General features: G+C 42.6%; 15 protein-coding genes and 1 rRNA gene. All 16 read left to right on the top strand.

What is annotated here, in order from left to right; all coding sequences use genetic code 11:
- The first annotated feature begins 45 nt into the window (after positions 1 to 45).
- Positions 46 to 1,452 (top strand): tRNA lysidine(34) synthetase TilS, encoded by a 1,407-nt coding sequence (gene tilS, locus FZC88_RS23260; protein WP_148996589.1) that lies wholly within the window; start codon positions 46 to 48, stop codon positions 1,450 to 1,452.
- A gap of 3 nt (positions 1,453 to 1,455) precedes the next feature.
- Positions 1,456 to 2,004, top strand: a complete 549-nt coding sequence (gene hpt / locus FZC88_RS23265; RefSeq protein WP_034762998.1) for a hypoxanthine phosphoribosyltransferase — start codon at positions 1,456 to 1,458, stop codon at positions 2,002 to 2,004.
- 102 nt (positions 2,005 to 2,106) lie between these two features.
- A complete protein-coding gene (ftsH, locus tag FZC88_RS23270) occupies positions 2,107 to 4,068 on the top strand; it encodes an ATP-dependent zinc metalloprotease FtsH (RefSeq protein WP_148996590.1) in 1,962 nt (653 codons plus the stop codon).
- Positions 4,069 to 4,775: 707 nt separating this feature from the next.
- Positions 4,776 to 5,543, top strand: a complete 768-nt coding sequence (locus FZC88_RS23275) for a type III pantothenate kinase (RefSeq protein ID WP_172655809.1) — start codon at positions 4,776 to 4,778, stop codon at positions 5,541 to 5,543.
- A gap of 19 nt (positions 5,544 to 5,562) precedes the next feature.
- Positions 5,563 to 6,444, top strand: a complete 882-nt coding sequence (hslO, locus tag FZC88_RS23280) for an Hsp33 family molecular chaperone HslO (RefSeq protein WP_148996591.1) — start codon at positions 5,563 to 5,565, stop codon at positions 6,442 to 6,444.
- Between the two features lie 25 nt (positions 6,445 to 6,469).
- Entirely contained in the window at positions 6,470 to 7,351 is an 882-nt protein-coding gene (locus FZC88_RS23285) for a peptidyl-prolyl cis-trans isomerase (protein WP_187443739.1), read from the top strand.
- Between the two features lie 242 nt (positions 7,352 to 7,593).
- Entirely contained in the window at positions 7,594 to 8,523 is a 930-nt protein-coding gene (cysK, locus tag FZC88_RS23290; protein WP_148996593.1) for a cysteine synthase A, read from the top strand.
- Positions 8,524 to 8,726: 203 nt separating this feature from the next.
- Positions 8,727 to 10,130 (top strand): aminodeoxychorismate synthase, component I, encoded by a 1,404-nt coding sequence (gene pabB, locus FZC88_RS23295; protein WP_148996594.1) that lies wholly within the window; start codon positions 8,727 to 8,729, stop codon positions 10,128 to 10,130.
- Positions 10,127 to 10,714, top strand: coding sequence for an aminodeoxychorismate/anthranilate synthase component II (gene pabA, locus FZC88_RS23300; RefSeq protein WP_148971401.1), 588 nt, complete (start codon positions 10,127 to 10,129; stop codon positions 10,712 to 10,714). Before pabB ends, pabA begins: the two co-directional genes overlap by 4 nt.
- Positions 10,715 to 11,614, top strand: coding sequence for an aminodeoxychorismate lyase (gene pabC, locus FZC88_RS23305; protein WP_148996595.1), 900 nt, complete (start codon positions 10,715 to 10,717; stop codon positions 11,612 to 11,614).
- Positions 11,589 to 12,410, top strand: coding sequence for a dihydropteroate synthase (gene folP, locus FZC88_RS23310; RefSeq protein WP_148996596.1), 822 nt, complete (start codon positions 11,589 to 11,591; stop codon positions 12,408 to 12,410). Before pabC ends, folP begins: the two co-directional genes overlap by 26 nt.
- Positions 12,403 to 12,762: a dihydroneopterin aldolase gene (gene folB / locus FZC88_RS23315; RefSeq protein ID WP_148971404.1), complete on the top strand. Its 360-nt coding sequence runs from the start codon at positions 12,403 to 12,405 to the stop codon at positions 12,760 to 12,762. Before folP ends, folB begins: the two co-directional genes overlap by 8 nt.
- A gap of 1 nt (position 12,763) precedes the next feature.
- Entirely contained in the window at positions 12,764 to 13,288 is a 525-nt protein-coding gene (gene folK / locus FZC88_RS23320) for a 2-amino-4-hydroxy-6-hydroxymethyldihydropteridine diphosphokinase (protein ID WP_148996597.1), read from the top strand.
- Positions 13,240 to 13,464, top strand: a complete 225-nt coding sequence (locus FZC88_RS23325) for a helix-turn-helix domain-containing protein (protein WP_148996598.1) — start codon at positions 13,240 to 13,242, stop codon at positions 13,462 to 13,464. The genes folK and FZC88_RS23325 overlap by 49 nt, the downstream gene beginning before the upstream one ends.
- 238 nt (positions 13,465 to 13,702) lie before the next feature.
- A complete protein-coding gene (gene lysS, locus FZC88_RS23330; RefSeq protein ID WP_187443464.1) occupies positions 13,703 to 15,199 on the top strand; it encodes a lysine--tRNA ligase in 1,497 nt (498 codons plus the stop codon).
- A gap of 442 nt (positions 15,200 to 15,641) precedes the next feature.
- Positions 15,642 to 15,839, top strand: a 16S ribosomal RNA gene (locus tag FZC88_RS23335); the annotation flags it as partial.

The raw sequence follows: 15,839 nt of genomic DNA on the forward strand, positions 1-15,839 counted from the left end.
GGTATTGATACAATGGGGAAAACGGTTTTAGGAAGAGGAAGCGTTATGTTAGAGCAAACGATTAAAAGGTTTATTCAAGACCATAGTTTGATTGAAAAAGGAGATCGTATTATGGTGGCAGTGTCGGGAGGCCCTGATTCCTTAGCGCTGCTCCATTTTCTTGATTCGAACAAAGCTGAGTGGGAAGCAGAAGTCATGGCGGCTCATCTTGATCATATGTTCCGGGGAGACGAATCCTATCAGGAACTTTTGTTCGTCAAAGAATACTGCAATAAGCGAAACATTCCTTTTTACGGTGAAAGAGTAGATGTATCAATGGAGATCAAGCAGACGAATGGAAGCTTGCAGGATATGGCCCGTCAAATTCGCTATGCATTTTTGATGGAGATCATGGAAGAGGCGTCTGCTACGAAATTAGCACTTGGCCATCATGGGGATGATCAAATAGAAACCATCCTGATGAAGATGACAAGAGGAGCATCAGGTGCTGGCAGAGCCGGGATTCCCTTGAAACGATCCATTGCTGCAGGTTTGATCATAAGGCCGTTTCTATCTGCTACAAAGGAGCATATTGAGGAGTATTGTGAAAGGCACGATCTAAACCCGAGGAGAGACCCCAGTAATCTGAAGGAAGATTACACCAGGAACCGGTTCAGAAAAAAGGTTCTTCCTTTTTTAAAAAAAGAGAACCCTCATGTTCATCTCCAATTTCAACGATTTAGTGAAGAGTTGGCAGAAGATGAGGCATATTTAGAGGAATTAACAAGGGATAAGTTGAATAAGGTATGGAATAACACTGAGGATTTCTCCTCTTTACATATTGATGGTTTTCTTGCAATGCCTCAGCCTTTACAAAGGAGAGGGATTAATCTAATATTAAACTATCTTTACAAACTTAGACCATCTTCCTTATCGTCTATACATATTTACGATGTATTGGGTATATTAAAAGGAAAAACGCCTAATGCCAGCTTGGATTTACCAAAAGGGCTTAAGGTAACAAGGGCGTATCATACATGTTATTTTCATTTTGGGGAATTAGCGTTAACCGACACTCCTTATTGTCACGAGATACAGGTTAATAAAACGCTTGAACTTCAAGGTGGATATCAGTTCCTTCTTTATTTTTCTTCCTCGTTAGCAGAGGATCGTACCGGTGATAGGATCTATATTGATCCGGACAAGGTTACCCTGCCTTTATATGTGCGTACGAGAAAGAGCGGAGATCGAATGAAAGTGAAGGGGTTGGAAGGCTCAAAGAAGCTTAAGACACTCTTTATTGACGAAAAAGTTCCTGTTCACCTCCGTGACGAGTGGCCGATTGTAGTGGACGCAGATAACCACATACTTTGGGTTCCGGGAATGAAAAAGTCTCATTACGATTTGGGAGAAGAGCAAGAAAATAGTTTAGTACTACAATTTAAGAGCAATCATCTTCTAGGAGGCAGTTGAACATTGTTAAACCAAGATATTGAAAAAGTGTTAATTTCAGAAGAAGAACTTCAAGAAAAGATTAAAGCATTAGGTGCACAATTAACAGAGGAATATCAAGACCGTTTTCCTTTGGCAATTGGAGTTTTAAAGGGTGCAATGCCATTCATGGCCGACCTTTGTAAACGTATGGATACGCATATGGAAATGGATTTCATGGATGTATCCAGCTACGGGAACTCTACTGTCTCTTCAGGGGAAGTAAAGATTGTGAAAGATTTAGATACGAAAGTGGAAGGTCGGGATATCCTGATCATTGAAGATATCATCGACAGTGGCCTGACATTAAGCTACCTGGTGGAGCTATTCCGTTATCGTAAAGCGAAATCCATCAGCATCGTCACTTTGCTAGACAAGCCGACTGGACGTAAAGCCGATATCAAAGCGGACTACGTGGGCTTCATTGTCCCTGACGAGTTCGTCGTCGGATATGGTCTTGATTACGCTGAAAGATACCGTAATCTGCCGTATATCGGAGTTTTAAAACCAAGAGTGTATACAACAGGAGAATAAGTATAATCTAAAGAGGAATCTTGTAAGTGCAATTTGTTGTAATGCCATGATTTTCTATGATACTATTTTACTTAGTTTGTTTACCGTGGGAGGAGGTAAGGGATGAACCGGATCTTTCGAAACACCATATTCTATTTACTGGTCTTTTTAGTGATTATAGGTGTGGTGAGTTATTTCAGTAACAACAACGAGCCAACCAAAAATATCGAGTACAGTACGTTTATTAATAACCTTGAAGACGGAGACGTTTCTTCTTTTTCAATTCAGCCTGGCAGGGGCGTTTATGAAGTAAAAGGACAGATGGAAGGGGCTAAAGAAGGAGAGTACTTCTTAACCTATGTCCTTACTACAGATGGAAAGTTAATGGAGAAGATCAATGCGGCAGCATCAGAGCAAGGAATTGATGTGGAAGTATTACAAGCCAAAGAAACAAGCGGCTGGGTATCTTTCTTTACAACGATCATACCATTTGTCATTATCTTTATTCTGTTCTTCTTCTTACTTAACCAGGCTCAAGGCGGCGGAAGCCGTGTCATGAACTTTGGGAAAAGTAAAGCAAAGCTATACAGCGAAGAGAAGAAGAAAGTTCGCTTTAAAGATGTAGCGGGAGCAGATGAAGAGAAGCAGGAACTTGTAGAGGTAGTGGAATTCTTAAAGGATCCACGCAAATTCTCTGAAGTGGGTGCCCGTATTCCAAAGGGTGTCCTTCTGGTAGGACCTCCAGGTACAGGTAAAACCCTACTTGCACGAGCGGTTGCTGGAGAAGCAGGAGTTCCTTTCTTCTCAATCAGTGGTTCCGACTTCGTTGAAATGTTTGTCGGTGTCGGTGCATCTCGTGTACGTGATTTATTCGAAAATGCAAAGAAGAATGCACCTTGTATCATTTTCATTGATGAGATTGATGCAGTCGGTCGTCAACGTGGAGCAGGTTTAGGTGGAGGTCACGATGAGCGTGAACAAACCCTTAACCAGTTACTAGTCGAAATGGATGGTTTTGGCGCTAACGAAGGTATTATCATCGTCGCTGCAACAAACAGACCAGACATCCTGGATCCAGCATTGTTACGTCCGGGACGTTTCGACCGTCAAATTACAGTAGATCGTCCTGACCTTAGAGGACGTGAAGCAGTTCTTAAAGTTCATTCGCATAATAAACCGCTTGATGATTCAGTGGATTTAAAAGCGATTGCCATGAGGACACCAGGCTTCTCCGGAGCTGACTTAGAAAACCTTCTGAACGAAGCAGCTCTTGTAGCAGCCCGTGAGGATAAGAAGAAAATCGATATGCGCGATATTGATGAAGCAACAGACCGCGTCATTGCAGGTCCTGCTAAGAAGAGCCGCGTCATATCTGAAAAAGAACGTAAAATCGTGGCTTTCCATGAAGCGGGTCACACCGTTATCGGATTAGTCCTTGATGAAGCAGATATGGTACATAAGGTGACCATCGTCCCTCGTGGGCAAGCAGGCGGATATGCCGTTATGCTTCCGAAAGAAGATCGTTACTTTATGACGAAGCCTGAGCTTCTTGATAAGATTACCGGTTTACTTGGTGGTCGTGTAGCAGAGGAAATCATCTTTGGTGATGTATCAACCGGTGCTCACAACGACTTCCAACGTGCAACTGGAATCGCTCGTAAAATGGTCACTGAATATGGTATGAGTGATAAGCTTGGACCACTTCAGTTCGGTCAATCTCAAGGTGGTCAAGTGTTCTTGGGACGCGACATCAATAGTGAGCAAAACTATTCAGATGCCATCGCATACGAAATCGACTTGGAAATGCAGCGTCTAATTAAAGAAAGCTATGAGAGAGCGAAGCGAATTCTTACTGAAAATCGCGACAAGCTTGAACTCATTGCGAAAACATTATTAGACATCGAAACTTTGGATGCGGCACAAATCAAGCATTTAATGGATCACGGTAAGTTACCGGAACGTATCTATGAATCCGACCAGGAAAATAGTGACGTGAAAGTAAATATCCAAAAGAAAAATGAAGAAAACGTGATCGAAGAAGACACGGCTTCAAAAGAAGACGATTCTAACTCAGATCGCACATAATATTGAGGGATGCATCCATTTATGGGTGCATCCTTTTTTTGATTACTGAATCTTATGCTTGTCGCCTGGTCCTTAATAACGTTAAACATTGAACAAATTGATTTTGATAATAAACGCCCACCATATCTAAATAGGGCTTCTTTTGTTTATCTATAATTAGGAAGTCGTAATGACAAGCACAGAATAGGAAGAAATGTTGAATAGCCGAGGACACCCAATGCCAACCCACCCCTCCTTCCCATTTATGCTGGATATCTCTGAACAAACCATTAATCTTGTTTCATCAAAGCTCATTTTTCGAACCCCCACCCTTAAAGGTTTTATATGTCGCTCTTAAAGGAAAATAATGCCCTTTAAAGAGCCTCAGAAGGAGAAGTGGACGAAGAAAGATATTCATTATGCTTTCTTCGCTGGCCTTTAGTGGATTGTAGCGGAAGGCACTTGACTCCTGCGGGAAATAGAGGAAAGGTCGAGACCCCGCAGGGCAAAGCCCGAGGAGGCTCGACTTCCTCCCCGCGGAAAGCAAGTGCCTGGAGCGGAAAGGAACGGTCAAAGTTTTCGCGCTATCACTTATGGTAAATGAATTTTTTGGAAGTTACGCAAAACAAATGGACCTAACCACGCTGGTTCCGCTTTTGTACCTATTATAAATAAATTATGGTATGATGTTGGCAGTGTGAAAACAATTGGCTTAGTAGGTGAGGATATTGATTTTTGTAATGGATGTAGGGAATACCAATATTGTGTTTGGTGTGTATGAAAATGACCATTTAAAATATCATTGGAGAGCTGAAACGAATCGACATAAAACGGAAGATGAGTTTGGGATGCTTGTGAAGAATCTGTTCGAGCATGTGAAGCTGACGTTTGACGAAATTGACGGAATCATCATTTCCTCCGTTGTCCCTCCAATTATGTTTAGTTTGGAACGTATGTGTGAGAAGTATTTTAATATTACTCCGCTCGTCGTTGGTCCTGGTATCAAAACAGGTTTAAATATCAAGTATGAAAACCCAAGGGAAGTCGGAGCTGATCGAATCGTAAATGCTGTCGCTGGTATTCACGAATACGGTGGTCCTCTCATTATTGTGGACTTCGGTACAGCGACGACGTATTGCTATATCAATGAGGAAAGACAATATATGGGTGGGGCGATCGCGCCTGGAATCGGCATTTCAACAGAAGCCCTGTACTCCAAGGCTGCTAAATTGCCAAGGATAGAAATCGCCCGTCCTGAGCACATCATAGGCAAGAATACCGTAACGGCTATGCAAGCGGGTATTCTCTATGGTTATGTTGGACAAGTAGAGGGTATCGTTCAAAGAATGAAAGCACAAAGTAAGAAGGAACCAACAGTCATTGCTACGGGAGGATTAGCTACATTGATTTCGAAAGAATCCAACAGCATTGACGTCGTAGATCCCTTCCTGACATTAAAAGGATTAAAATTAATCTACAAGAGAAACATGAACTAAAGTGAAAGGAGCTTCAACCATGAGCGACTATTTAGTAAAAGCCTTGGCCTATAATGGTCAAGTTCGTGCTTATGCAGTAAAAAGCACGGATACAGTAGGAGAAGCACAAAGAAGACATGGAACATGGCCGACTGCATCAGCGGCATTAGGCAGAAGCATTAGTGCCGGAGTGATGATGGGGGCAATGCTAAAAGGTGAAAATAAATTAACGATCAAAGTAGAGGGCGGTGGCCCGATCGGCGCCATTCTTGTAGATAGTAATGCAAAAGGGGAGGTCAGAGGTTATGTGACCAACCCGCATGTACACTTTGATTTAAACGAGCAAGGAAAACTTGATGTCCGTCGTGCAGTTGGTACAGCCGGAACGTTATCGATTGTAAAAGATATCGGCATGAGGGATCATTTCTCCGGTCAGGTTCCGATTGTGTCAGGAGAACTTGGAGAGGACTTCACGTATTACTTCGTCACTTCAGAACAAGTACCATCTTCTGTTGGTGTAGGTGTGCTGGTGAACCCTGATAATTCAATCCTTGCAGCAGGTGGGTTTATCCTGCAGCTAATGCCCGGAACGGATGATGAAACGATTACGAAGATTGAGGAACGCCTGGCTAAAATCCCTCCGATCTCGAAATTAATTGAAAAAGGACTCACACCTGAAGAGGTATTAGAAGAGGTCCTTGGTAAAGGGGAAGTCAAAGTTCTTGAAAAGCTTCCTGTGGCATTTAAATGTCAGTGTAATAAAGAACGTTTTTCGAATGCCATCATCAGCTTAGGGGAGCAGGAAATTCAAGAAATGATTGATGAAGATGGAAGTGCAGAAGCAAGCTGTCACTTCTGTAATGAAACGTATGTGTTTTCTAAAGAAGAATTAGAAGAACTGAAAGCAAACACGAAGCGGTAAATCAGATTCAGGGAGAATGGGAGAAATGAGAATTAAACGGTCTGTACTCATGGTTATGGTAGGGGTACTACTTGTCACTAACATCATTACACTTGTATGGAATCGCTCTTCGGGGGAAAGCGGAGCTCCCGAAGTCGTGGCGACGGTTGGCGGAGAGTCAATTACCAGGGAGGACTGGTTGTATTCCCTTGAGCAAGAACATGGCAAAGAAGAGTTGAAGGCATTGATCAATCAACAAGTGATCGACCATTTAGCGAAGAAATATGATATCTCCGTCTCAGATAAAGAAGTAGAGCAGGAATATTATTTCATACAATCTGTTTATAATGCGTACGACGAAGAAAATCTAGAGGATGAAGATTCACTTAAGACTCAAATCAGATCTGAATTGTTATTAGAGGAGCTCCTCACGAAGGATGTCCAAGTACCTGAAAAAGAGTTGAAGAGCTTCTATAATCAAAACGAGCATCTATACTCTATTTCTAAAATGTATAAGCTGAAGCAGTTGAAGGTGGCTGATCAATCAGAAGCAGAGCAAGCATTGGAAGAACTCGAAGCTGGTTCTGACTTTGAAGCATTGGCTATGGAGCGTTCAAGTGATGAGCAAAGTGCTCATTTAGGGGGAGACATTGGGTATGTTCCTCTGGATGGAGATTTCCTATCTTCAGAGGCGTCAAAAGAAATAGAGTCTCTCTCGCCGGGTGAATGGACAAAACCGATTCAAGAGGATTCAGAGTACGTAATTTATTATGTAGACGATGTCCTGAAAGAAAGACATTTTTCTTTCAAAGATGTAAAATCTCAAATTCGCAGACAAATTGCTTTAGAGCAAGTAGAAACACCACTGCAGCCCGAGTCCTTTTGGAAAGAGGTTGAAGTGGACTGGTTTTACGGAAAACAGAACTAGTGGGGCTGGCCAATTAAAGGCCAGCTTCTTTTACATAGAGTGACACTTTTTAACGAAACATAGGATAAATGAAATATGCATACATATAACCTAGAGTAGAGGCAATTTGGTCTCATCCGACAAGCATAATGAGGGTCGTATGGGGTGAACATTGTGTATGCTTTTTAATTGACAAATTTATTGAATATTGTTACATTTTAATAAAACCAACAAATTTACTTGGAATTAGGAGTGATGAATGAATGGTGAGAGTAGCCAATTCAATTTCGGAATTAATAGGTCAGACTCCAGTGGTAAAACTGAATCGATTAGTAGATGAAAATAGTGCAGATGTTTACTTGAAATTAGAATATATGAACCCGGGAAGCTCGGTAAAGGATCGTATCGCATTAGCGATGATTGAAGCAGGGGAAGAAGAAGGTACAATTAAACCCGGGGATACGATTGTTGAGCCCACGAGTGGAAATACCGGTATTGGTTTAGCGATGGTAGCTGCCGCAAAAGGATACCGTGCTTTACTGGTCATGCCTGACACAATGAGTATGGAGAGACGCAACCTGTTACGTGCGTACGGTGCAGAATTAGTATTAACGCCAGGAGCTGAAGGAATGGGAGGTGCCATTCGCAAAGCTGAAGAGTTAGCGAATGAAAAAGGCTTTTTCATGCCACAGCAATTCAAAAATACAGCCAACCCTAAGGTGCATAGAGAAACAACAGGACCTGAGATCGTCGAACAAATGGGCGATCAACTGGATGCATTCATTGCTGGTATTGGAACAGGCGGTACGATTACAGGCGCAGGGGAAATACTGAAGAAGCATTACCCCTCAATCGAGCTCTATGCCGTGGAACCTTCAGATTCACCTGTATTATCGGGAGGAAAGCCTGGTCCTCATAAAATCCAAGGAATCGGTGCAGGGTTTATCCCTGAAATCTTAGATACGAATGTATATAATCATGTCATTCAAGTTGAAAAAGATGCGGCTTTCGACTATGCAAGAAGAGCAGCTAAAGAAGAGGGGATCCTGGGTGGGATTTCTTCTGGGGCAGCCATCTATGCAGCTGTTGAAGTGGCGAAGAAGTTAGGGAAGGGTAAGAAAGTTCTTGCCATCATCCCTAGTAACGGAGAACGCTATTTAAGCACTCCTCTTTACCAATTTGATGAAGAATAATAATAAGAGACGGACCCTGAAGAATGAACTCTTCAGGATCCGTTTTTTTGTTGATCTATTGAAACTCGCATTGGAAAAGTCCCTTTCAAATTCAATCCACTCTCCACCATCCCCCCTCACATAATTTCAAGTTTTTAACGATGAAACCTGCCTGAAGTTCATGTATCATGAAAGGAGATAAAGAATAGGAGTGTGAAGGGTCAGTGCAGCACCTATATTTTCATAAGAACCATTCAACCAAAGAACAATTTTTTGCAGCGTACGAACAACTTAGTCAACACCAATCACATCATATATTGTTAGAAAGTGGACGGGGTGGACGATATAGCGTTGCTGGACTACAACCTGACGTCATTATACAAAGTGTTTCGGAAGGGTTGCGCATACAAGACTCTTCGGGAGTTGAAACGATAAATGGAGACCCGTTGATTCAAATGGAAAAATGGATGATGCCGCTTCGTAGGGAAAGAAGAGAAGATCTTCCTGATTTCCAGGGAGGCGTGATCGGGTTTCTAAGTTATGATTATGCAAGAAAGATTGAAAAGCTTCCCGCTTTGGGGCGGGATGATCTGGAAATTCCGGACCTTTATTTCTATTACCTGAAGGAATGGGTGGTCTTCGATCATCAGGAAAACATCTTATGGACGATGATTCTTTCAGATGGAGAAACGGAATCAGCCGAGAATAAGCTATCAAGATGGACTTCCTCTTGGACAAATGCCTTGTCTTCAATAATAAAATGTGAAAAGGATCCTGCCAAACACGAGACAGCAGGCATCGAAGTATCGATGGATGAAGGAGAATTCTCAGAGGCCGTAAAACAAATCCAATCCTATATCTCTCAGGGTGATGTGTTTCAGGTGAACTTATCTGTCCGACAATCTCAAGAATTGAAGGCTGAGCCATACACGGTTTATAAAAAGCTTCGAGAATTAAATCCCTCACCTTACATGAGTTATATTCATAGCCCGGATTTTCAAATTGTTTCCGGGTCACCGGAATTACTGGTGAAGAAAAAAGGAACCGAAGTAAGTACAAGACCGATCGCAGGGACACGCTCCCGTGGAAAAGATGCTGAAGAAGATGGGAAACTTGCTCTTGAGCTGATCAATAATGAAAAAGAAAGAGCAGAGCACGTGATGCTTGTTGATTTGGAACGAAATGACTTAGGAAGGGTTTGCCAATACGGTACAGTTGAAGTGAATGAGTTCATGGTCATCGAAAAATACTCCCACGTCATGCACATTGTTTCGAATGTAAGAGGAACACTAGATGAAACTAAAACGGGAGCGGATCTAATTCGATCTGTTTTTCCTGGTGGAACGATTACTGGAGCCCCTAAGGTGAGAACGATGGAAATCATCGAAGAACTTGAGCCGGTTAGAAGAGGGGTTTACACAGGGTCCATTGGCTGGATTGGCGTCAATGGAGATATGGAGCTGAATATCGTCATTCGGACGATGTTTGTGAAAGAAGGAAAAGCCCATATTCAAGCGGGTGCGGGAGTCGTGATTGATTCTAATCCTAAGTATGAATACAAAGAATCCTTGAAGAAAGCGAAAGCCCTTTGGGTAGCGAAAGCCAGGGCGGAAGGAGAAACCCTATGATTCTCATGATTGATAACTACGATTCATTCACCTATAATCTTGTGCAATTTTTAGGAGAGCTAGGGGAAGAGCTGATCGTGAAACGGAATGACGAGATTACATTAGATGAGATTGAGGCATTGTCTCCGGATTACCTGATGATTTCACCGGGACCGTGCAGCCCGAATGAAGCGGGTGTGAGCCTCGAGGCGATCAGAACCTTTGCCGGAAAGATTCCGATTTTCGGCGTTTGCCTGGGTCACCAATCGATTGCCCAGGTCTTCGGAGGGGATGTTGTTCGTGCTGAACGGTTAATGCACGGAAAGGTCTCACCCATGAACCATGATGGGAAAACCATTTTCAAAGGCATGCCCAATCCTTTCGTGGCAACAAGGTACCACTCCCTGATCGTTAAAAGAGAAACCCTTCCTGAATGCTTTGACATTTCAGCCGAAACGAAAGAAGGTGAGATCATGGCGATCCGTCATAAACAGCTTCCAATCGAAGGGGTGCAGTTCCATCCTGAATCCATCATGACCGAACAAGGGAAACAGCTGCTCCTTAACTTTTTAACGACATATAAAAAAATCGAGATGGTTTTATAAATGTACCTATATCTTAACGGAAAAATCGTTCATGCATCAGAGGCGGTCATTTCCCCATTTGATCACGGATATTTATATGGATTGGGCGTGTTTGAAACCTTTCGGACGTATGAAGGTCATCCGTTTTTGCTAAAGGATCATTTGAAGAGGCTTTCTCATGGATTAAAGGAATTGAATATTGCATCAGACCTGGATGAAGAAAAGATCAGGAATGCAATAACAACACTTTTAAATAAAAATGGCTTGAAGGATGCATATTGCCGGTTCAATATCTCCGGTGGGGTTGGGGAAATAGGTTTACAAACGACCCCTTATGAGGATGCGACGGTGATCCTTTTTCAAAAGGAATTGCCTCCTTCTCTGCCATTAAAAGAAAAAGAAGGTGTGCTGCTTCAGTTAAGAAGAAACACACCGGAGACAGGGGAACGATTGAAATCCCATCATTACCTGAACAACATGGCGGCTAAACGGGAAATTGGACCATCTCCTCACCGGGAAGGGATATTCCTTACAAAGGAAGGTCATCTATGTGAAGGGATAACGTCCAATCTTTTCTGGGTAAAAGACGCAGAATTGTATACACCAGCAGTAGAGACCGGACTCTTAAACGGGATAACGCGTCAGTTCATCCTTGCCTTGGCGGATCGAATAAAAATGCCGGTCCGGGAAGGAATGTTCGGGAAAGAGCAATTACTGGATGCACATGAAGTTTTCTTTACGAATTCTGTGCAAGAGATCATACCGGTAAACAAAATCGACTCTGTGAATTTCCCGGGACGAAATGGAGAGTATTCAAGGCTGTTTTATGAACAGTACAGCAAGTATACAGGACAGTTGAATTCTATTGAGGAATTAGAGCAGGGGGAGTCGTGCAATGAAGTGCGGGAAATACGAACTTAATTTTTCAGAGAAAACCCTTATTATGGGGATTTTAAATATCACACCTGATTCATTCTCGGACGGTGGTTCGTTCAATGAATTGGACCAGGCTGTAGAGCGTGCGAAAGAAATGGTTGAGATGGGGGCAGACATCATTGATATCGGCGGAGAGTCTACCAGACCCGGACACGAGGCTGTGCCTGCTGATGAAGAAATTTCACGAGTCGTTCCGATTATAGAGGCGATCTCCCAAGAAGTGAACGTACCAATCTCCATCGACACGTATAAGGCAGAGACGGCACGGAAAGCTTTGGAAGCTGGAGCAAGCATCATTAACGATGTATGGGGTGCGAAAAAGGATCCTGAAATGGCACAAGTAGCGGCGGAAACGGGGGCCCTGATTATTCTCATGCATAACCGGGACAACCAGGGATACAGCCACTTCGTTAGGGATGCGATACAAGATCTGCAGGAAAGCATCTTCCTAGTAAAAGAAGCAGGGGTGAAAGACGACCAAATCATCCTGGATCCTGGAATCGGGTTTGCCAAAACAGTACAATTAAACATAGAAATGATGAGAAACTTGGATGTTCTTGTTTCACTAGGATACCCTGTGCTCTTGGGAACGTCACGGAAATCCATAATTGGACATGTACTCAACCTTCCCGTAGAGGAACGGATGGAAGGCACAGGTGCCACGGTATGCTACGGGATTCAAAAAGGGTGTCACATCGTACGTGTTCATGATGTGAAGGAAATGGCGCGCATGGCGAAAATGATGGACGCCCTAGTTGGAAAGGAGAAATTGTATGGATAAGATTCTATTGAATGAAATGGAGTTTTACGGCTATCATGGTGTATTCCAGGAAGAAAACAAACTTGGACAACGTTTTCGTGTTAGTGTAGAGTTGCATTTAGATTTAAAGAAGTCCGGCCAAAGTGATCAGCTTGAGGACTCCGTAAACTATGCGGAGATCTATTCCATCACCAAATCTGTTGTCTGTGGAGAACCGAAGAATCTAGTGGAAGCAGTCGCTGAAGACATCTCTTCCCGGATCTTAGAAACATTCCAAGTCGTAGAGAGCTGTAAAATTACACTAATCAAGCCTGATCCACCTATTCCTGGACATTACCAATCGGTGGCGGTGGAGATTAATAGGAGTCGATAGGATGAATACTGCATACATTTCCCTTGGTTCCAATATGGGAGACAGGGCGGGTTATTTAGAAAAAGCCATAAACATCTTAGGCAGTCATGGTAAGATAGAGGTAACGAAACGATCCTCTATGTATGAAACAGATCCAGTAGGATTTACAGAACAAGGTAAATTTTTGAATATGGTCATAGAAATTCGTACCAGTCTAAGTCCAGAAACTCTATTACATCAGTGCTTGCAGGTGGAAATCGACCTTGGAAGAGAAAGGGAGTTCAAATGGGGTCCGCGAATAATAGACCTTGATATCTTACTCTATAATCAAGAAAATATTGAATCAGTGAATCTCCTCATTCCTCACCCAAGGATGCAAGAAAGAGCATTTGTGTTAATCCCGTTATTAGAGGTTGCTCCACATATAGAGCATCCGTCTTTTAATGCCCCGTTCGTTGAATTTCTGGACGAAATACCTGACAAAGAAGGAGTTCGGTTATGGAAACAGATAAATGGGGAAGACGCATTCGTGCATTCAGAAAGCTGAAAGGGTATACTCAGGAAAGTTTGGCCAAGGAACTTTCCATCTCTGTTTCGGTCCTTGGAGAAGTGGAAAGAGGCAGTCGGATACCGAAAGAAGATTTCTTAGTGAACGTTGCAGAAGTGTTGAACATACCACTGCATGAGCTGATCCCTCATGAAGAATCTGAACGTAGTGAGTGAATGCCCGTTAATTCACGTGTATATCCTTTTATGTTATTCTAGAAAAGGCTGGAACCAATTCGTGACACTGTCACCAGGTTGGATCGGCCTTTTTTAGATTTTTTCAATCTCTTTTTAACTCTCCAAAGTACGTTTCTGAAATAACTCATACTTTAGGGGTGTTACAAACATAGATATTGTGTAAAATAGTATGGTATATAATCGTATTAGTCTAGTAAAGCAAGAAGATAGAATAGGAGTGAAACACATGAGTCACGAAGAAATCAATGACCAGCTTCGAGTAAGACGCGAAAAAATGGAATCAATCCGTGATAAGGGACTTGATCCATTCGGAAAACGCTATGATCGTACACACAGTTCATCCGAGATCAAATCTCAATTCGATGAATTTTCTAAAGAAGAACTAGAAGAGAAAGACATCGCTGTTACCATCGCAGGCCGTATCATGACAAAGCGTGGAAAAGGGAAAGCGGGATTCGCCCACCTGCAGGACTTAGCTGGACAAGTTCAAATCTATGTTCGTAAAGATGCGATCGGTGAAGAAGCATACGAACTATTCAATACAGCCGACCTCGGAGATATCGTAGGAGTTACAGGTACAATATTTAAAACAAAAGTGGGAGAGCTTTCAGTAAAAGCGAAGGAATTCCACCTTCTAACGAAAGCACTGCGTCCATTGCCTGAGAAGTTCCATGGATTAAAAGACGTTGAGCAGCGCTATCGTCAACGTTACCTGGATCTAATCACAAGCCAGGAAAGCAAAGAGACATTCATCGCCCGCAGCCGAATCATCCAATCCATGAGAAGATACCTGGATAACAATGGTTACTTAGAAGTAGAAACACCAATGATGCATGCCATCGCAGGGGGGGCATCTGCCCGCCCATTCAATACACATCACAACGCTCTTGATATGCCATTATTCATGCGTATCGCAATCGAGCTACACTTAAAGCGCCTGATTGTTGGTGGACTTGAAAAAGTATACGAAATCGGACGGGTATTCCGTAACGAAGGTGTGTCTACAAGACATAACCCTGAGTTCACGATGATCGAGCTTTACGAAGCATACGCAGATTACCGTGATATCATGGCTCTTACTGAAAATCTTGTAGCACATATTGCGAAGGATGTTTTCGGTTCTACTACGGTTCAGTATGCAGACTATGAAATAAACCTGGAGCCGGAGTGGACTCGCCTTCACATGGTTGACGCTGTTAAAGAACAGACTGGTGTGGATTTCTGGAAAGAAATGTCCGATGAAGAAGCACGTGCCCTTGCGAAAGAACACGGAATCGAAATCAAAGATAATATGCAATACGGTCATGTGGTAAATGAATTCTTCGAGCAAAAAGTAGAGGACAAGCTTATTCAGCCAACATTCATTTACGGTCACCCTGTGGAGATCTCTCCACTAGCGAAGAAAAACGATGAAGATCCACGATTCACAGATCGCTTTGAGTTATTTATCGTAGGACGTGAACATGCGAATGCCTTCACGGAGCTTAACGACCCAATCGATCAAAGAGAGCGTTTTGAAGCGCAATTGAAAGAAAGAGAAGAAGGGAACGACGAAGCCCACATGATGGATAATGATTTCATCGAGGCTCTTGAATATGGTATGCCGCCAACAGGGGGACTTGGTATCGGTATAGACAGACTTGTTATGCTGTTAACCAACTCTCCATCCATCCGGGACGTTTTACTATTCCCATTAATGCGTCATCGTGATTAATTCTGTGTTAAAGAACAGCAGGGGCTCAATGCTCCTGCTGTTCTTTTTGAATTTTAATGGAATGATTGTAGATAATAATCTGGAGAAATAAATGCAGATTCACCAATTAGGTCTAAAGACATCTTATTCAAACAATAAAATTACGGTAAAAAGAATGAAACGAATGTCTTTTGTCTTATAAATGAATAGCTGATGAAAAAGATTTGAAAAATCTATTGCGCCCATATTTAGAAGGTGGTATAGTATTATCTGTTGCCGCAAAACGCGACAAACTTAATAAAAACTTTTTAAAAAAGTTATTGACTTAAACGAGTCAGTAATGTAATATTTAAAGGGTCGCTTCAAACAGAAGCGCGTACAGATTGAACCTTGAAAACTGAACAAAACAAGACAATACGTCAACGTTAATTCTAGATTTATTTTTAAAGAGCTATTCAAACTTTTATCGGAGAGTTTGATCCTGGCTCAGGACGAACGCTGGCGGCGTGCCTAATACATGCAAGTCGAGCGGATTGATGGGAGCTTGCTCCCATCAGTCAGCGGCGGACGGGTGAGTAACACGTGGGTAACCTGCCTGTAAGACTGGGATAACTCCGGGAAACCGGGGCTAATACCGGATAACTCATTTCCTCGCATGAGG

This window comes from Rossellomorea aquimaris (genome assembly GCF_008180865.1).
Taxonomy (GTDB): domain Bacteria; phylum Bacillota; class Bacilli; order Bacillales; family Bacillaceae_B; genus Rossellomorea; species Rossellomorea yichunensis.